At 70.9% G+C, this 17,599-nt stretch carries 14 protein-coding genes and 1 tRNA gene; 14 read left to right on the forward strand and 1 reads right to left on the reverse strand.

Annotation, left to right across the window (positions count from 1 at the left end):
* The first annotated feature begins 21 nt into the window (after positions 1-21).
* The 8 genes from NOSIN_RS21690 to NOSIN_RS21725 all read left to right on the forward strand — a co-directional run bounded on the left by NOSIN_RS21690 (position 22) and on the right by NOSIN_RS21725 (position 9,414).
* The gene (locus NOSIN_RS21690) at positions 22-1,137 is read left to right on the forward strand and encodes a Gfo/Idh/MocA family protein (protein WP_077692510.1); all 1,116 of its coding nucleotides are present in this window, start codon (positions 22-24) and stop codon (positions 1,135-1,137) included.
* 64 nt (positions 1,138-1,201) lie between these two features.
* On the forward strand, positions 1,202-2,203 hold the full coding sequence (locus tag NOSIN_RS21695; protein ID WP_077693706.1) for an ABC transporter permease: 1,002 nt from the start codon (positions 1,202-1,204) through the stop codon (positions 2,201-2,203).
* Between the two features lie 3 nt (positions 2,204-2,206).
* The gene (locus NOSIN_RS21700) at positions 2,207-3,388 is read left to right on the forward strand and encodes an ABC transporter permease (protein ID WP_077692511.1); all 1,182 of its coding nucleotides are present in this window, start codon (positions 2,207-2,209) and stop codon (positions 3,386-3,388) included.
* Positions 3,389-3,401: 13 nt separating this feature from the next.
* On the forward strand, positions 3,402-4,493 hold the full coding sequence (locus NOSIN_RS21705; protein WP_077692512.1) for an ABC transporter ATP-binding protein: 1,092 nt from the start codon (positions 3,402-3,404) through the stop codon (positions 4,491-4,493).
* Positions 4,483-5,655 (forward strand): ABC transporter ATP-binding protein, encoded by a 1,173-nt coding sequence (locus tag NOSIN_RS21710; protein ID WP_077692513.1) that lies wholly within the window; start codon positions 4,483-4,485, stop codon positions 5,653-5,655. The genes NOSIN_RS21705 and NOSIN_RS21710 overlap by 11 nt, the downstream gene beginning before the upstream one ends.
* 65 nt (positions 5,656-5,720) lie before the next feature.
* Positions 5,721-7,607 (forward strand): ABC transporter substrate-binding protein, encoded by a 1,887-nt coding sequence (locus NOSIN_RS21715; RefSeq protein ID WP_077692514.1) that lies wholly within the window; start codon positions 5,721-5,723, stop codon positions 7,605-7,607.
* A gap of 44 nt (positions 7,608-7,651) precedes the next feature.
* Positions 7,652-8,674 carry a DUF6807 domain-containing protein gene (locus NOSIN_RS21720; protein ID WP_077692515.1) on the forward strand — a complete coding sequence of 341 codons (1,023 nt, stop codon included), beginning with the start codon at positions 7,652-7,654 and terminating at the stop codon, positions 8,672-8,674.
* Entirely contained in the window at positions 8,671-9,414 is a 744-nt protein-coding gene (locus tag NOSIN_RS21725) for a cupin domain-containing protein (protein ID WP_077692516.1), read from the forward strand. Before NOSIN_RS21720 ends, NOSIN_RS21725 begins: the two co-directional genes overlap by 4 nt.
* A gap of 517 nt (positions 9,415-9,931) precedes the next feature.
* Here the strand turns inward: NOSIN_RS21725 and NOSIN_RS21730 are convergent.
* Positions 9,932-10,014, reverse strand: a tRNA-Leu gene (locus NOSIN_RS21730).
* A 231-nt stretch (positions 10,015-10,245) separates the two neighbouring features.
* Between NOSIN_RS21730 and NOSIN_RS21735 the strand changes: the two genes are divergently transcribed.
* The 6 genes from NOSIN_RS21735 (at position 10,246) to NOSIN_RS21760 (ending at position 17,563) form a co-directional block, all read left to right on the forward strand.
* Positions 10,246-11,013: an FhaA domain-containing protein gene (locus tag NOSIN_RS21735; RefSeq protein ID WP_449289651.1), complete on the forward strand. Its 768-nt coding sequence runs from the start codon at positions 10,246-10,248 to the stop codon at positions 11,011-11,013.
* A 289-nt stretch (positions 11,014-11,302) separates the two neighbouring features.
* Positions 11,303-11,806: an FHA domain-containing protein FhaB/FipA gene (locus NOSIN_RS21740; protein WP_171986621.1), complete on the forward strand. Its 504-nt coding sequence runs from the start codon at positions 11,303-11,305 to the stop codon at positions 11,804-11,806.
* Entirely contained in the window at positions 11,803-13,152 is a 1,350-nt protein-coding gene (locus tag NOSIN_RS21745) for a Stp1/IreP family PP2C-type Ser/Thr phosphatase (protein ID WP_077692518.1), read from the forward strand. Before NOSIN_RS21740 ends, NOSIN_RS21745 begins: the two co-directional genes overlap by 4 nt.
* A gap of 6 nt (positions 13,153-13,158) precedes the next feature.
* A complete protein-coding gene (locus tag NOSIN_RS21750) occupies positions 13,159-14,568 on the forward strand; it encodes an FtsW/RodA/SpoVE family cell cycle protein (RefSeq protein ID WP_077692519.1) in 1,410 nt (469 codons plus the stop codon).
* A complete protein-coding gene (locus NOSIN_RS21755; RefSeq protein WP_077692520.1) occupies positions 14,565-16,019 on the forward strand; it encodes a peptidoglycan D,D-transpeptidase FtsI family protein in 1,455 nt (484 codons plus the stop codon). The genes NOSIN_RS21750 and NOSIN_RS21755 overlap by 4 nt, the downstream gene beginning before the upstream one ends.
* Positions 16,019-17,563 carry a serine/threonine-protein kinase gene (locus NOSIN_RS21760; RefSeq protein WP_077692521.1) on the forward strand — a complete coding sequence of 515 codons (1,545 nt, stop codon included), beginning with the start codon at positions 16,019-16,021 and terminating at the stop codon, positions 17,561-17,563. The genes NOSIN_RS21755 and NOSIN_RS21760 overlap by 1 nt, the downstream gene beginning before the upstream one ends.
* The last annotated feature ends 36 nt before the right edge of the window (positions 17,564-17,599 follow it).

The raw sequence follows: 17,599 nt of genomic DNA on the forward strand, positions 1-17,599 counted from the left end.
TGTCAGAGGAGACAACCACACATGAGCACCCCCTCCCCGGCGGCCGGTCCGCCCACGGGCCCGGTCCGCGTCGCGCTCGTCGGAACCGGGAACATCGCCCGCTTCCACGCCGAGGCGCTGCGCTCCCTGCCGGAACAGGCGGAGATCGTCGCCGCCGTCGACGTCGACACCGAGGCACTGTCCGCGTTCCGGTCCCGTTTCGCCGTGCCGGCCGGATACACCGACCTGACCGAGATGCTGGACCGGGAACGGCCGGAGCTGGTGCACGTGTGCACGCCGCCCGGACTGCACCGCTCCCAGGTGGAGGCCTGCCTGGGAGCGGGCGCGTCCGTGCTGGTGGAGAAGCCCCCCGCGCTGAGCCTGGCCGAGGCGGAGAAGATGGCGGCCGCGGAGGGAGGGGAGCGGGGGCCGTGGATGGCCACGGTGTTCCAGCACCGCTTCGGCTCGGGCGCCCGGCGGGTGCGGGCACTGGCCGAGGCCGGTGTGCTGGGGCGTCCGCTGGTGGCGGCCTGCCACACCACGTGGTTCCGGCCCCAGGAGTACTTCGACGTGCCGTGGCGGGGCAGGTGGGAGACCGAGGGCGGCGGCCCGACCATGGGGCACGGCATCCACCAGATGGACCTGCTGCTCTCCCTGCTGGGCGAGTGGACGGAGGTCTCGGCGGTCGCCCGCCGCCAGGCGCGCGACATCGAGACCGAGGACGTGTCGCTGGCCCGGGTGGACTTCGCCGGCGGGGCGGTGGCCAGCGTGGTCAACAGCCTGGTCTCCCCGCAGGAGGAGAGCCGGATCCGGATCGACTTCGAGCGGGCCACCGTCGAACTGGTCCACCTGTACGGCTACGGCGACGACAACTGGCGGATCACCCCGGCGCCCGGGTACGAGGATGAGGTCACGGCCGCCTGGGAGGGCGGGGAGTGGGGGACCGACAGCGGTCACCGCGCCCAGGTCTCCCAGGTGCTGGCCGCGCTGCGCGGGGGCACCGCGCCCCCGGTGACCTCCGCCGAGTCGCTGCGCACGATGCGCCTGGTCGCGGGGGTCTACGCCTCCGCCTTCCAGGGGCGGCCCGTCACCCCCGCCGACCTGGGGCCGGAGTCGCCGTTCCACACCCGCATGGACGGCGGGGGCGTCCGATGGTGACGTGCCCGCGGGCGCGTCGTCACCCGTCGGGCCGCCGCCCGGCACCCGCCCCGAGGGGGACGCCGTGCGCTATTACGTGATCCGCCGCCTGCTGTACATGGTCCCGACCCTGTTCGCGATCTCGCTGGTCGCGTTCCTGGTCATCCAGTTACCCCCGGGCGACTACCTGACCGCCTACATCGCCGAGCTCTCCGCGCAGGGCCACGGGGTGGACAACGCCCAGATCCGCGCGCTGGAGGAGAGGTACGGGCTCAACGACCCCTTCCTCGTCCAGTACTGGAACTGGGTATCCGGAATCGTCCTGGACGGCGACTTCGGCCAGTCCTTCCAGTACAACCGCGAGGTGTCCGACCTGATGTGGGACCGGATCGGTCTCACCCTGGCCCTGGCCCTGGTCACGCTGCTGCTGAGCTGGGCGATCGCCTTCCCCGTCGGGGTGTACTCGGCGGTCCGCCAGTACTCGCTGGGCGACTACGCGGTGACGTTCGTCGGCTTCGTCGGCCTGGCCACCCCGAACTTCATGCTCGCGCTGATCTTCGCCTGGGTGTCCTACCGCTACTTCGGCGAGAGCGTGGGCGGCTTCGTCTCACGCGAGTACGCCGACGCCGCCTGGAACATGGGCAAGGTCCTGGACGTGATGTCCAACCTGTGGATCCCGGTGCTGATCATCGGCACCGCGGGCACCGCGGCGCTCATCCGGGTGCTGCGCGCCAACCTCCTGGACGAGCTGCGCAAGCCCTACGTCACCACGGCCCGCGCCAAGGGCCTGCCCGAGTGGCGGGTCATCCTCAAGTACCCCGTGCGCATGTCGCTCAGCCCCTTCATCAGCACCATCGGCTGGATCCTGCCCACGCTCGTGGGCGGCGAGGTGATGGTCTCCATCGTGCTGAGCCTGGAGACGACCGGCCCGCTGCTGGTCGAGTCCCTGCGCAACCAGGACATGTACCTGGCGGGGAGCTTCATCCTCATCCTCGGCGTGCTGACGGTCGTCGGCACCCTGCTGTCCGACCTGCTCCTGGCCTGGTGGGACCCCCGTATCCGCCACCACCACGTCGAGAGGGCGTGACCCATGGCGACCCTGCCCGACCGGTCCCCGTCACCGGAGACACCCCGCCACCCCGCGGGAGGCCCCGCGTCCCCGGAGGAGGAGCCCTGGGCCGGCGGCCCCCTGCCGGGGGACGTACCCCAGCGAGTGCTCATCTGGCGGCGCTTCCGCCGCAGCAAGCTGGCCGTCACCGGTGCGCTCGTGCTGTGCGCACTCCTCCTGGTGTCGGTGTTCTCCGAGTTCATCGCGCCCAGCACACCCGAGGCCTACAACGCCGAACGCACCTACGCCCCGCCGCAGCGGCTCCACTTCGTGGACACCGACGACGGCTTCGACCTGGGCATGTACGTGTACGACTACCAGGTGGAACGCGACCCGGAGACGCTCGCCAACACCTACACGGTCGACGAGTCCGAGAAGATCCCCGTCGGACTGTTCGTACGCGGCGAGCCCTACGAGATGTGGAACCTGGTCCCCTCGGACGTCCACCTGATCGGCGCCGCCGACCCCGGGCAGGACGTGTACCTGCTGGGCGCCGACCGCAACGGCCGCGACATGGCCTCCCGGATCGTCTACGGCACACGGGTGTCGATGTCCATCGGCCTGGCCGGGGTGGCGCTGTCCTTCGTCCTCGGCCTCGTGCTCGGCGGGCTCTCCGGCTACCTCGGCGGGCGCGTCGACAACGGCATCCAGCGCGTCATCGAGTTCCTGATGTCCATCCCCACCATCCCGCTGTGGATGGGCCTGTCCGCCGCCGTGCCCCGCGACTGGGGATCGGTGCAGACCTACGTCGCCATCACCGTGCTCCTCTCACTCATCGGCTGGACCGACCTGGCGCGCGTGGTGCGCGGCCGGTTCCTGTCGCTGAGACAGGAGGACTTCGTGACGGCCGCACGCCTGGACGGCTGCGGCACCGGCCGGATCATCGGCCGCCACATGCTGCCGTCCTTCACCAGCCACATCATCGCCTCGCTGACCCTGGCCGTGCCGTTCATGATCCTGGCCGAGACCTCGCTGTCCTTCCTGGGACTGGGACTCCAGCCGCCGGTCGTGAGCTGGGGCGTGCTCCTACAGGAGGCGCAGAACATCCACTCGATCGCGGGCGCCCCCTGGCTCCTGCTGCCCGGGGCCGCGGTGACCGTGGCGGTGCTGGTGCTCAACTTCGTCGGCGACGGCGTCCGCGACGCCGCCGACCCCTACAGGTAGGGAGGAGGCCACCATGACGGCCGAGACACGTGAACGCCAGGACGTCGTCCTGGACGTCCAGGGCCTGCGAACGTACTTCACCACCGACGACACCGTGGTGCGCGCCGTGGACGGGGTGGACCTCGCGGTCCGCCGGGGCAGCACGCTGTGCGTGGTCGGCGAGAGCGGCTGCGGCAAGAGCGCCATGGCCCGTTCCGTGCTGCAACTGGTGGAACGGCCCGGCCGGGTGGTGGACGGCAGGGTCCTCCTGCACCCGGCCGGGGGCGGCGGCGAACCCGTGGACCTGGCCGCGCTCCACCCCACGGGGAAGGAGATCCGCTCGGTACGCGGCCGCGAGGTCGCCATGGTCTTCCAGGAGCCCATGGCCTCGCTGTCCCTGGTGCACACCGTCGGCGACCAGATCGGCGAGCCCCTGCGCCTGCACCACGGCCTGTCCCGCAAGGAGGCCCGTACGCGCGCCGTCGAACTCCTCGAACGCGTGCGGGTCCCCGGCGCCGAACGCGTCGTGGACTCCTACCCCTTCCAGCTCTCCGGCGGGATGTGCCAGCGGGTCATGATCGCGATGGCGCTGGCGTGCGGCCCGCGCGTGCTCATCGCCGACGAGCCCACCACCGCCCTGGACGTGACCACCCAGGCCCAGATCCTCGACCTGTTCGCCGGCCTGCGCCGCGACACCGGCATGGGACTGCTGTTCATCACCCACGACATGGGCGTGGTCGCCGAGATCGCCGACGAGGTCGCCGTCATGTACCTGGGCACGGTGGTCGAGCAGGGCCCGGTGGACGAGATCTTCCACGACCCCCGGCACCCCTACACCCGCGCCCTGCTGGAGGCCGTACCCCGGATCGGCGCGTCCCGCGCCCGCCGTCTGCCCACCATCAGGGGCACCATCCCCGACCCGGGCAACCAGCCCACCGGCTGCGTGTTCCGCACCCGCTGCCCCGAGGCCGTGGAGGGGCTGTGCGACACCACCGTCCCCCCGGTCACCGCCCCGGGGCCCGGCCGCCGGGTGCGCTGCCTCCTGGACGAGGGATCCGCGCCCGGGGGCGCCCCCGACGGAGGAGACGCCGTCCCGACCGGCAAGGAGACCGTCGATGCCGACTGAGACACCGGCCGGCCCGCAGGCCCCGGCCCCGACCGGACCGTCGGGCGCCCCCGCGCCCGAGACCCCGGCCGGAGCGCGCACCGAACCCGTCCTGAGCGTCCGCGGCCTGGAGGTGAACTACCCCGTGCGAGGGCGCTCCCGGCGCGGCCCCCGCCACGTGCGGGCCGTCGCCGGGGTGGACCTGGACGTGTACGAGGGCGAGACCCTCGGCCTGGTCGGGGAGTCCGGGTGCGGCAAGACCACCCTGGGATCGAGCATCATGCGGGCCCGCCCGGAGGCCTCCGGGAGCATCCGCTACCGCGCGTCCGACGGCCGCGTCCTGGAGGCCCTGAACCTGTCGGGCGGCGACAGCGCCGCCTACCAGCGGGAGGTGCGGATGGTCTTCCAGGACCCGCACTCCTCCCTCAACCCCCGGATGACCCTGCGCGACATCGTCGGGGAGCCCCTGCGCATGCTGCTGGGGCTGCGGGGAGAGGAGCTGGAGGCGCGCGTCCGCGAGGTCATGGAACGGGTCGGGATGCACCCCGACCACATGCGCCGCTATCCGCACGCGTTCTCCGGCGGCCAGCGCCAGCGCGCGGCCATCGCCCGAGCCCTGGTCCCCGGCCCGCGCCTGGTCGTGGCCGACGAGGCGGTCAGCGCCCTGGACACCTCCGTGCGCTCGCAGATCCTCAACCTCCTCCAGGACCTCCAGGACGAGCTGGGCCTGACCTACCTGTTCGTCTCGCACGACCTGTCGGTGGTCGAGCACGTGTGCGACCGGGTCGCGGTCATGTACCTGGGACGGATCGTGGAGGTCGCCCCCACCGACGACCTGTTCGACAGGCCGCTGCACCCCTACACCGAGTCGCTGATCTCCGCGGTGCCCATCCCCGACCCGCGACTGCGCGGCAGCCGCGAGCGCGTGCGGCTCGTCGGCGAGGTGCCCGACCCCTCACAGCCGCCGCCCGGCTGCCCCTTCCACCCCCGGTGCCGGTACGCCACCGACCTGTGCGCCACCGAGGAGCCCGCGACGCGCGAGACCGCTCCGGGCCGCACGGTCGCCTGCCACCACGCCGAGGAGCTCGACCTGCTCGGGATCACCGGTCCCGGCGCCACGAACACCAACCCCCCGGCCCGCGCGACGCGGGAACCCCCCACGAAACAGGAGAAGAACCCATGAGACGACGGACGGCAGGCGGTACGAGGCGGTGGACGGGCGCCACCGCGGGTGCGGCGGCGGTCGTGATGACCGCCGGGTGCTCCTTCTTCTCCTTCGACCCCGACGTCGAGGGCGAGGGAGCGGTGGGCGGCACCGGCGAGGCGCCGATGCTCGCCGAGCTCGTGGAGTCGGGCGACCTGCCGCCGCTGGAGGAGCGGCTGCCCGGCGAGCCGCTGGTGGTGGAGCCCCACGAGCGCGTCGGCGTGTACGGCGGCGAGTGGAACACCGCCATCCTCGGCGTGGGCGACTGGCCCTGGCTCGGCCGGACCGTGGGCTACGAGAACCTGACCCGCTGGGACCCGGAGTGGGAGGAGGCGATCCCCAACCTCGCCGAGTCCTGGGAGTACAACGAGGACGCCACCGAGCTGACCTTCACCCTGCGCAAGGGCCTGCGCTGGTCCGACGGCGAGCCGTTCACCTCCGACGACGTCGTGTTCGCCTTCAACGACATCTTCAACAACGAGGAGCTCACCCCGGTCGCGGCGTCCAACCCCGGCACGGCCGAGAAGATCGACGAGCAGACCTTCACCATCACCTTCAGCGAGCCCGACGCCCTGTGGGCCGGGTCCGACCTCCTCCAGTACCAGGTGGTGACGAAGCCCAAGCACTACCTGGAGCAGTTCCACATCGACTACAACCCCGACGCCGACGAGCTGGCCGAGGAGGAGGGCTACACCGACTGGGTCGAGATGTTCGAGGACAAGGCGGGGGTGATCGACAGCGCCCGCTACTGGCAGAACCCCGACATCCCCACCATGTACCCGTGGCAGGTCGTGGAGCCGCTGGCCGACTCCGGGCGCATGGTGCTGGAGCGCAACCCCTACTACTGGAAGGTCGACACCGAGGGCAACCAGCTGCCCTACATCGACCGGGTCGTCTTCGACATCCTCCCCGACGAGGAGGTCATGATGGTCAGGGCCCTCAACGGCGAGTTCGACATGCACTCGCGGCACTTCAACACCCTGGAGAACCGGCCCACCCTGGCCGAGGCGCGCGAGTCGGGCGGCTACGAGTTCTTCGAGCTCCAGCCCGCCGAGATGAACACGGCGATGGTCTCCCTCAACCTCACCCACGAGGACGAGGAGCTGCGGCAGACCTTCAACGACCGCGACTTCCGGGTCGCGCTGTCCCACGCCATCAACCGGCAGGACATCATCGACGTCGTATACCGGGGCCAGGGCGAGCCCTGGCAGGGCGCGCCCCGTGAGAACAGCCTCTTCTACAACGAGGAGCTGGCCAAGCAGTACACCGAGTACGACGTCGACCTGGCCAACGAGGTCCTCGACGACGCCGGATACGACGAGCGCGACTCCGACGGCTTCCGGACGAGCCCGCGCGGCGAGACCGTGCGCTTCACCCTGTCGGTGCCCACGGGCTTCCGACCGGACATCGTGGACTCGATGGAGATGGTCGTGGGCTTCTGGGAGGAGCTCGACATCGACGTGGAGCTAAACACCGAGGACCGCTCGCTGTGGCAGAGCCGCCGGGAGAACAACGAGCACGACGCCAACGTGTGGTCGGGCGACAACGGCATGATGGACGCGATGTACGACCCGCGCTGGTACGCGCCCACCCAGAGCGGTGAGTCCAACTTCGGCATCCCGTGGGCCCAGTGGTACGTCTCCGACGGCAAGGACTCGCGCGCCCAGGAGCCGCCGGACGAGGTGAGGGAACACCTGGAGATGTACGACGCCGTCCAGGCCGAGCCCGACACCGAGGCCCGCAACGAGCTGATGCGCGAGTTCCTGTCGGTCACCCAGGAGCAGTTCTACGCCATGGGCATCAGCCTGAGCCCTCCCGGCTACGGGATCGTCGCGAACCACTTCCACAACGTTCCCGACTCGATGTACTCCTCCGGCAACTACAACGACCCCGGGCCGACCAACCCCGAGCAGTACTTCATCGAGGAGTGACGGCCGGCGCCCTCCCCTCCCACACGGCGACAGAAGGGTAAGGAATGTCCGCGAACACCACGGCGACCACGGCCGACGGCGGCGAACCCGCCGCGAGCGGCCTGGGACTGGTCCACGAGCAGGGGCGCTCACTGCGCCTGACCCACGACGGCGACGAGCTCTTCCGCTACGTGTACCGGCCCTGGGACGTCCAGCTGGAGGCGCCGCGCCCCTACCTCCACCCGATCCGCACCCTGGGCGGGGACGCCGTCAGCCTGTACCGGCCGCACGACCACGTGTGGCACAAGGGGATCGCCTGGTCCCTGCCCAACGTGGGACCGGCCAACTTCTGGGGCGGCCCCACCTACCTCCGGGACCAGGGGTACCGGCAGCTCGCCAACGACGGCTCGACGGAGCACCGCTCCTTCGACCGGATCGAGACCTCACCGGAACGGGTCTCGATCGGCGAACGACTGGAGTGGGTGACCGAGCAGGGCGAGGCCTGGTTCTCCGAGCGGCGGGGGCTGCGGGTGACCGCGGCCCCCGACCGGGGGGCGTGGACGCTGGTGTTCACGACCTCGTTCACCAACCTGACCGGCGAGGCGGTCCCCTTCGGCAGCCCCACCACGGAGGGGAGGCCCAACGCCGGGTACGGAGGCCTGTTCTGGCGCGGACCCCGCTCCTTCAGCGGGGGACGGGTCCACTCCGACGAGCGGGAGGGCGACGACGACCTCATGGGGACGCGCTCGCCCTGGCTGGGCTTCGTCGGCCGCCACGACGGTACGGACAGGGCGTCCACGCTGGTGTTCGTGGACGCCCCGGACAACCCCGGCCACCCCGTGAAGTGGTTCGTGCGCAGCGGGATCTTCGCCTGCGTGTGCCCTGCGCCGTTCTTCGACGAGGTGGTGACCGTCGACGCGGGGGCCACCCTCGCCTACCGGTACGCGGTCGTCGTCGCCGACGGCGACCAGGGCGGGGAGGGCGCCAAGGTCCTCGCCGACACGGGCCTGGGGGAACTGGAGCAGGAGGCGGCCGAGAGCGCCGCCGCGGGCCCCGCAGGAAACACGCGGTCCCGGGAGGCGGGGTGAGGAGCCCACGCGTCCCCGGGTTCCCCGGCGGCACCGCCGTATCCCACCTGCGGGTCTACGACTGGCCCGCGGCCGACGGGCTCGCGGGCGGCTCGCCGCACCTGCACACCGCCTCGGCGGAGGGGTACGTGGTGCTGCGGGGCGAGGGCTCCCTGGAGACCCTCAGCGGAGCGGGGTTCCAGCGGACCCCGCTGCGCCCCGGCAGCCTGCTGTGGTTCACGCCGGGGACCGTGCACCGGCTGGTCAACGACAGCGGGGACCTGGAGATCCTGGTCGTCATGCAGAACGCGGGCCTGCCGGAGTCGGGTGACGCCGTGCTCACCTACCCCGAGGAGGTCCTGGCCGACCCGGACGCCTACCGCCGGGCCACCGTGCTGCCCCAGGCCGTCACCTCGGCCGAGCAGGCGGCCCGGAAGCGCCGTGACCTCGCCGTGGAGGGCTACCTGGAACTGCGCGCACGGGTGAGGCAAGAGGGTCCCGGGGCTCTGGAGGGGCTGTACGGGGCCGCGACGGAGCTGGTCGGCGAGAAGGCCGCCGGCTGGCGCCACCACGTCGACCAGGGGCCGGTCCACCAGGCGCGGACCACCGTGCGGCACCTGGAGGCGCTGGCCGAGGGTGACGGGAAACACCTCGCGGAGTCCGCCGTCTACACCGCCGACAGCCCTTCGGGCCCGCTCCGCAGCGGTATGTGCGGGCACCTGAGGGTGTGGGACCTCGACGGTGCCAGGAGGGCCGACTGACCGACCGGGTGACACCGGCCGGATGACACCGAACGGCTGACCGGCCGAGCGGACCGGGACGAGGGTCCGCGTGGCCGGGGCCGGGGGCGTCCGCCACGAGGGCGCCGCCGGCCCCGCCGGTGCCGCGGGGTGCCTCGTGGAGGCCGCCCCGCGGCGCTGTCGCGTGCCCGGGAGCGCTTTCGGTCCCTGGAACGCGAGAACCCGGTGGAAGCCGCCCCGCGGCCCCACCGGGTATCCTGGTCCCAGGAGATCGTCCCCCGTCCGACGGGATCGTTCTCCGACAAAAGAACCGCGGGCCGCCGGCAAGCCGGTCTTCGACCAGCGAGCAGCAGCCCGCGATACTCGGGGGTACGGGGGTCGTCCCCCGACAAAAGAACCGCGGGCCGCCGGCAAGCCGGTCTTCGACCAGCGAGCAGCAGCCCGCGACATTCGGGGGTACGGGGGTCGTCCCCCGACAAAAAAACTGCGGGCCGCCGGCAAGCTGGTCTTCGACCAGCGAGCAGCAGCCCGCACTGTGTGGGCGAGGAGGGATTTGAACCCTCACATCCTTTCGGACACACGGACCTGAACCGTGCGCGTCTACCGTTCCGCCACCCGCCCGAGTGACTCGTATGCAGTTGTGTTGCCAGGTGATCCGGGCTTTTCGTCCGGTTCCCCCTGGCGACATGGATAAGGCTAGCACGGCCTGGAGGTGGGTCGCACACGCATTCCGGTCCGCCGGCGGTGGGGCCCCCGCAGGGCCCTCCCGGGGGTGCGCCTGAAACCAGGGGCCCCTTGACCCGGTTACGATCGTCTACACATACGGAGTGGAGTACAAAAGGGAGGTACCTCGTGGGAGTGCTCCAACGCTTCGAGCGCAGGCTTGAGGGCATGATCGAAGGCACCTTCGCGATGGCCTTCAAGTCCGAGCTCCAACCGGTCGAGGTGGCGAGCGCCGTCCAGCGTGAGATGGACGAGCGCGCGGCGATCGTCGCCCAGGGCCGTACCCTGGTCCCGAACGACTTCATCGTCGAACTGGCCGCCAGCGACAAGGAGCGCCTGGAAGTCTACGCCGACAGCCTGGGACAGGAGCTGTCCAAGCTGGCACGCGACTACGCGACGGAGCAGGGCTATTCCTTCGTGGGTCCGGTACGCGTTCACTTCAGGTCCGACGAGGGCCTCAAGACGGGTCGCTTCCGAATCCGTTCCGGCGTCGTCCGCGGCACCATGGTCGGCAAGGACGGCGAGGTCCGCCAGCCCGTCGGCGACCCCGGCCCGCCCGCGGGCCAGCAGCAGGCGGGCCGTCCGCGCCTGCTGATCTCCCCCGGTGGCGCCGCCACCGAGGGCAGCATCTCCAGCCACGGCATGCAGCAGTCCTTCGAGCTGACCACCCCGGTGACCCTCCTCGGCCGCGGCACCGACTGCGACCTCCGCCTGGTCGACAACGGCGTCTCCCGCCACCACGTGGAGATCCGCATGGACGGCGACGAGGCGATCCTGGTGGACAAGGGCTCGACGAACGGGACCTTCGTCAACGGACAACAGGTCAGGCAGGCCCGTCTGGTGGACGGCAGCAGGATCAGCCTGGGCCGTACCACGATGACGTTCCGCCGCGGCTGACGGCCCCGGCCGAACCGACTGATCAGACCCGACAGGACCGCAACCAACAGCGTTCCGTCGGCGTCTGACAGGTCGAAAGCCCGAGGCAGGCCCAATGCGGACCCGCTGTCGGATATCCGTCCGGGAAGGTAGTCTCCGCGAAGACCTGACCGATCGGGCACAATGGCCGTGGCCGAAAGCCGCGGCCTGCGACCTCGACACTCACCGAAACGAAGGTGGGGAAGAAACGGTGGCGGCGCAGATGACCGCCACCCCGGCCGAAGCACGACAGGGGCTGAAGAGCAGTTCAATGTCCAACTTGACCCTCATATTGATCAAGATCGCGTATCTCGCGGTGCTTTGGCTGTTCGTCCTCACTGCGATCGGTGTGATCCGCACGGACCTCTTCGGCTCGTCCAAGAAGAAGCCGCGGAAGAAGTCCCGCCCCGCGCCGCGCCCCGCCGCGCGCCGGGAGGCGCCCCAGCCGTCGTACTCGTCCCGGCCGTCGCGCCCGCGCCGTAACGAGCCCACGGCCCTGGTCGTGACCCAGGGCTCCCTCAAGGGGACCACCGTCGACCTGAGCTCGCAGCCCATCCTCATCGGACGCGCTCCGGACTCCACGCTCGTCATCACCGACGACTACGCGTCCGGGCGCCACGCGCGCGTCTACTCCGACAACGGCCGCTGGTTCGTGGAGGACCTCAACTCGACGAACGGCACCTACCTCGGCCAGCAGAAGCTGAACCGCCCCCAGCCCATCACGGTGGGTCAGCCCATCCGTATCGGCAAAACCGTCCTGGAACTGCGCAAATGACAATCGCTCTCCGATACGCGGCGTACTCCGACGTAGGATGCCTCCGCGAAGGCAACGAAGACTCCGGCTACGCCGGCCAGCACCTCCTCGCGGTCGCCGACGGCATGGGCGGTTACGCGGGCGGTGAGGTGGCCAGCTCCATCGCGATCTCCTCGATCCGCCGCCTCGACTCCGAGGCCCCGCAGTCCGACGAGATGGCCGAGGTGCTCCAGCACGCCGTCGAGCAGGCCAACGCCTCCCTCTCGCGCAGGATCATGGAGGAGCCGCAGCTGGAGAACATGGGCACCACCCTGACGGCCATGCTCTGGGCCGGCCCCCGGGTGGCGCTCATCCACATCGGCGACTCGCGCGCCTACCTGCTGCGCGGATCCCGCTTCGAGCAGATCACCCACGACCACACCCTGGTGCAGACCCTGGTGGACGAGGGCAAGATCACCGAGGAGGAGGTCGCCACCCATCCTCAGCGCTCCCTCATCCTGCGCGCCCTGGACGGCAAGAGCCCGGTCGACCCCGACATCTCCATCAGCGAGGCCAAGGTCGGCGACCGCTACATGCTCTGCTCCGACGGGCTCTCCGGCGTGGTGAGCAAGAAGACCATCCACGAGACCCTCGCCACCGAGGCCGACCCGCGCAGCGCGGCCAAGAGGCTCATCGAGCTGGCCATCCGCGGGGGAGGCCCCGACAACATCACCGCGGTCGTCGCCGACGTCATCGAGACCGAGACCGACCGCGAGGGCCCCACGGTCTCCGCCCAGATCGTCGGCGCCGCCGACCAGCGCCGCGGGAGCGACGGCCAGAGCAACGACAGCCCGGCCAGACGGGCCCAGGAGCTGCGCGGCACCGGTGGCGACACCGCCGAGATGGACCCCGTGCGTGACGAGGAGCCGGCCGAGGCCCCCTACGCCGCGGCCCCGGGCCACCACGAGGACTACGACGACGCCTACGAGGACTACGAGGCCCCGCCGGCGGCCCGGCGGGGACGCCGGGAGCCGGAGGGCGAGTACCCCACCAGGCGCTGGTGGCCGATGGTGCTGGTGTTCGTGATCGTGGTCGCCGTCGTCGCGGGCGCCACCTACTACTTCGGCCGCCAGTACGTGGACAGCCAGTACTACCTGGGGCCCTCCCCCTCCGGGGAGACCGTCAGCATCTACCAGGGCATCAACACCGACATCGCGGGCTTCAGCCTGTCCGAGGAGGTGGAGGACACCCGGATCTCCCTGGACTCGCTCTCGGAGGCCGACCGCGGTGCCGTGGAGAACACCGTCCCCGCGGAGGACCTGGACGACGCCCGCGAGCGCGTCGACATGCTCGGCGCGGACACGGCGACCGAGGAAGGGTCCGGGTGAGCCGGCTTGAGTAACACCTCCGCTCCCGAGGCGCCGACCGCGCTGCCGCCCGTCAAGCGGCGCAACGCCGAACTGGTCCTCATCCTCTTCGCCATCGGCATCACCATGGCGGGCATCGCGCTGGCGGGCATCAACCTCAACGGCCAGATCCCCGCCGCGATGTGGACGGTGGGCCTGACCTTCGCCGCGATGTCGGCCGCCGCGCACGTGGCGATGCGCTTCGTGGCGCCCTACGCCGACCCGCTCATCCTGCCCTGCACGCTGTTCCTCAACGGGATCGGCGTGGCGATGATCTGGCGGATCAACGCGGTCGAGGTCGAGGACGTCGAGCGCGCCGGCGTCGGTATGCAGCTGGTCTGGACGGCGGTCGGCCTGGCCTTCTGCTTCCTCATCATCATCTTCCTCAAGGACCCGCGCGTCCTGCAGCGCTACACCTACATCAGCGGCCTGGTCGCGATCATCCTGCTCGCGCTCCCGGCCATCCCCGGCCTGGGCCGGGAGGTCTACGGCGCCCGCCTGTGGATCGGCATCGGCCCGGCCACCATGCAGCCGTCGGAGTTCGCCAAGATTGCGCTGGTGATCTTCCTGGCGTCCTACCTGATGAGCAAGCGCCAGGTCCTCCAGATCGTCGGCAAGCCGATCAAGGTCGGCCGCTTCACCCTCATCGAGCTGCCCCGGGCCCGCGACCTGGCGCCGATCCTCGTCGGCTGGGTGCTGGCCATCGGCATGCTGGTGCTCCTGCGCGACCTGGGCACCTCGCTGCTGCTCTTCGGCACCTTCCTGGCCATGCTGTACGTGGCCACCCAGCGCTCCTCGTGGGTGACCATCGGCCTGGCCATGTTCGCGGTCGGCGCGTTCACCGCCTACCTGCTCTTCTGGCACGTCCAGGCCCGCGTCAACATCTGGTTCCACGCCTTCGACCGGGAGGTCTACGACGCGGTCGGCGGCAGCGCGCAGCTGGTGCAGGGGCTGGTGGCCATGGCCTACGGCGGCCTCTTCGGCACCGGCCTCGGCGCGGGGGAGCTGTACAACACCTTCGCCGCCGACAGCGACCTCATCCTCGCCACCATCGGCGAGGAGCTGGGCGTGACCGGACTGCTCGCCATCCTGCTGGTCCTCGGCCTGCTGGTGGAGCGCGGCATGCGCATCGCCCTGGCCGCCACCGGAGCGTTCAACAAACTGCTGGCCAGCGGCGTCGCCTTCCTCCTCGCCTACCAGGTCTTCATCGTCCTGGGCGGGCTGACCCGGGTCATCCCGCTGACCGGTTCCACCACACCGTTCATGGCGGCCGGCGGCTCCGCCCTGATGGCGAGCTGGATCATGATGGGCATCCTGCTCCGCATCAGCGACAACGCCCGCCGACCCGCCCCGCAGGCCATCCAGGACGAGGGCGCGACCCAGGTGATCCAACGATGAACACACCGATCCGCAGACTCAGCATCTTCTCCCTGTTCCTGCTTCTGGTCCTGATGCTCAACGTCACCTGGATCCAGGGTTTCCAGGCGGAGGCGATCCGCGACGACCCGCTGAACACACGCAAGTTCAGCGAGCGCCTGAGCGAGCAGCGCGGACCCATCCAGGTCGCCGGCGAGAACGTGGCCTACTCGGAGAACATCGCCGAGGAGGGCAAGCAGCCGCGGTACCAGCGCCTGTACGAGGGCACCCCCCTGTACACGCCGATCGTCGGCTCCTTCCGCACCTACGGCGCCTCGGGCGTCGAGAGCGCCGCGAACTCACTGCTCGACGGCACCGACGACCGGCTGGCGGTGCGCAACTTCCGCGACATCATCACCGGCCGCGAGCCCGAGGGCGCCCAGGTCCAGTTGACGCTGGACCCGGCGGTGCAGAAGGCGGCCTACCAGGGCTTCGAGGCCCTGGGCGGCAAGAACGGCGCGGCCGTGGCGCTCGACCCCGAGACGGGGGCGATCCTGGGCGCGGTCTCCTACCCGTCCTACGACGCCAACAAGGTCTCCAGCATCACCGACCTCGAAGCGGCCGTGCAGAACTACACGGAGCTGGAGAACGACCCGCGCAAGCCGCTGCTGAACCGGGCCTTCAACGAGCTCTACCCCCCGGGTTCGACGTTCAAGGTGGTGACCGCCTCGGCGGCCATGGAGTACCTGGACGCGGGGCCGGACAGCACCAAGGAAGCGCCCGACGTGCTGGACCTGGGCGCGCCGCTGCCCAACGCCACCGGAGGCGGCACCTGCAACGGCGGCCAGCCGGACACGCTGGCGCACTCGATCAAGATCTCCTGCAACACCTCGATGGCCAACTGGGCGATCGACATCGGCGGCGAGAACCTGTCGGAGCAGGCCACCGCCTACGGGTTCAACCGCGAGGATCCGCTCGAGGTCCCGATGGAGGTGACCCCGAGCCTCGCCCCGGTCGAGACCGACCCCAACATCCTCGGGCGCGCCGGTATCGGCCAGTCCAACGTGCAGGCGACCCCGCTGCAGATGGCGATGGTCGCCTCGGGTGTGGCCAACTCGGGTGAGGTCATGCGACCCTACGTGGTGGACACCGTGCGCGACTCGGACCTGTCGGTGGTCACCCAGACCACGCCGGAGAGCTACTCCCAGGCGGTCAGTGCCAGCACGGCCGAGGACCTCACCGAGATGATGGTCGGCGTCACCTCACAAGGCGGCTCGGGTACCAACGCCGCCATCCCCGGTGTGGAGGTCGCGGGCAAGACCGGTACCGCCGAGACCGGTCCGGACAGTCCCACCCACAACCTGTTCATCGGCTTCGCCCCGGCCGACGACCCCCAGATCGCGGTCGCGGTCGTGGTCGAGTTCGGCGGCGGCAGCGGTAACGAACTGGCGGCACCGATCGCCCGTCAGATGATGGAGGCAGTGGTTCTGTAGTGAGCGCCTACGAGCCATCTTCACAGAGCGGTTCCGGTGGACTCGCCGGGACCGTTCTGAGTGACCGTTACCGCCTGGAAGAGCAGGTGGGCTCCGGCGGCATGGGTACGGTCTGGAAAGCCACCGACACCCTGCTCAACCGCCCCGTCGCGGTGAAGCTGCTGCATCTCGCGCAGATGGCCGAGCCCACGGCGAGGGAGCGGTTCCGCACCGAGGGCCGGATCACCGCCGGCCTCTCCCATCCCGGGATCGCCCAGGTCTACGACTACGGCGAGGAGGACGGCCGCGCGTTCCTGATCATGGAGCTCGTGGTCGGCGAACCGCTCTCCCAGGTACTCCGGGAGGAGGGGCACCTCAGCCCGGACCAGACCCTGGACTTCGTCTGCCAGGCGGCCCAGGCCCTGGCCGCGGCACACGCGCGCGGTGTGGTGCACCGCGACATCAAGCCGGGGAACCTGCTGGTCACCGAGGACGGCCAGCTCAAGCTCACCGACTTCGGCATCGCCAGGGGCGACATGTCGGTCACCCTCACCCAGACCGGCATGGTCATGGGCACCGCCCAGTACATCTCGCCCGAGCAGGCGTCGGGCAGGCCCGCGACCTCCTCCTCCGACCTGTACGCGCTCGGGGTGGTGGCCTACGAGTGCCTGGCCGGCACCCCGCCGTTCACCGGCGACACCCCGGTGGCGCTGGCGCTGGCGCACACCCGCGAGGACCCGCCGGAACTGCCCGACGACGTCCCGGCGGACGTCGAACACCTGGTGTCCTCGCTGCTGATGAAGGATCCCGAGGACCGGCCCGCCACGGCCAGCGAGGTGGCGCACATGGCCGCGGTGATCCGCTCCAACTCCGGCACCGGGCCGCCGACGCCCACCACGGGGTTCGAGGGCATGGCCCAGACCGCGGTGGTGGGCGCGGTCACCGACCCCGGCTCGGGCGCGGTGCCGCGCCAGAGCGGCGTCCAGGCGACCGTCCCCCCTGACCAGGGAGGGGGCTCCGCTAGTCTGTCCGGAGCACCGGAGAGGCGGATCGGTGCTCCCGTGGTCATGGCGGCGATCGCCGCCACGGTCATGATCGCGGTCGCGATGGCGGCCGGGTTCCTGACCGACTGGCGCCCCGGTGGCGACAACGTACGCGACGCCGTCGAGCCTCCGCCCGCGACCTCCTCTCCGTCTCCGGAGAACACGGAGGACCCCGAGGGCGGCGCCACCTCGGACGTGCCCCCCGCGAACTCCGGGGAGGGGAACGACTGGCCCACGAACCCGCGGGAACCCGTCGAGGGCGGTGACCCCGACCCCGAGGAGGGAGACCCGGAACCCAGTCCTTCCGAGGGCGACGGGAGCCAGGACGGGGACCAGGACGACGGCTCCGGTCCGGAGAGCCCCGGCCCGAACGATCCCGGGACGTCGGAACCGACGGAGGGAACGACTCCTCCGGACGGCGACGGCACCGGCGACGGCACCGGCGACGGCACCGGCAGTGGCGGTGGCGGAAGCGGCGGTGGTGGCGGAAGCGGAGACGAACCCACAACACCGACACCGTGAGCGAGAGACGTTCAGGGTAGGCGGCGGCCCGCGGGC

The sequence above is a fragment of the Nocardiopsis sinuspersici genome (assembly GCF_001998325.1).
GTDB classification, from domain to species: domain Bacteria; phylum Actinomycetota; class Actinomycetes; order Streptosporangiales; family Streptosporangiaceae; genus Nocardiopsis; species Nocardiopsis sinuspersici.

What these genes read in the sequence shown, in the direction of transcription:
- NOSIN_RS21715 (WP_077692514.1), top strand. Translation starts at nt 5,721, where the DNA reads ATGACCGCCGGGTGCTCCTTCTTCTCCTTCGACCCCGACGTCGAGGGC.
- NOSIN_RS21740 (WP_171986621.1), top strand. Translation starts at nt 11,303, where the DNA reads ATGTCCAACTTGACCCTCATATTGATCAAGATCGCGTATCTCGCGGTG.
- NOSIN_RS21705 (WP_077692512.1), top strand. Translation starts at nt 3,402, where the DNA reads ATGACGGCCGAGACACGTGAACGCCAGGACGTCGTCCTGGACGTCCAG.
- NOSIN_RS21700 (WP_077692511.1), top strand. Translation starts at nt 2,207, where the DNA reads ATGGCGACCCTGCCCGACCGGTCCCCGTCACCGGAGACACCCCGCCAC.
- NOSIN_RS21710 (WP_077692513.1), top strand. Translation starts at nt 4,483, where the DNA reads ATGCCGACTGAGACACCGGCCGGCCCGCAGGCCCCGGCCCCGACCGGA.
- NOSIN_RS21690 (WP_077692510.1), top strand. Translation starts at nt 22, where the DNA reads ATGAGCACCCCCTCCCCGGCGGCCGGTCCGCCCACGGGCCCGGTCCGC.
- NOSIN_RS21755 (WP_077692520.1), top strand. Translation starts at nt 14,565, where the DNA reads ATGAACACACCGATCCGCAGACTCAGCATCTTCTCCCTGTTCCTGCTT.
- NOSIN_RS21745 (WP_077692518.1), top strand. Translation starts at nt 11,803, where the DNA reads ATGACAATCGCTCTCCGATACGCGGCGTACTCCGACGTAGGATGCCTC.
- NOSIN_RS21720 (WP_077692515.1), top strand. Translation starts at nt 7,652, where the DNA reads ATGTCCGCGAACACCACGGCGACCACGGCCGACGGCGGCGAACCCGCC.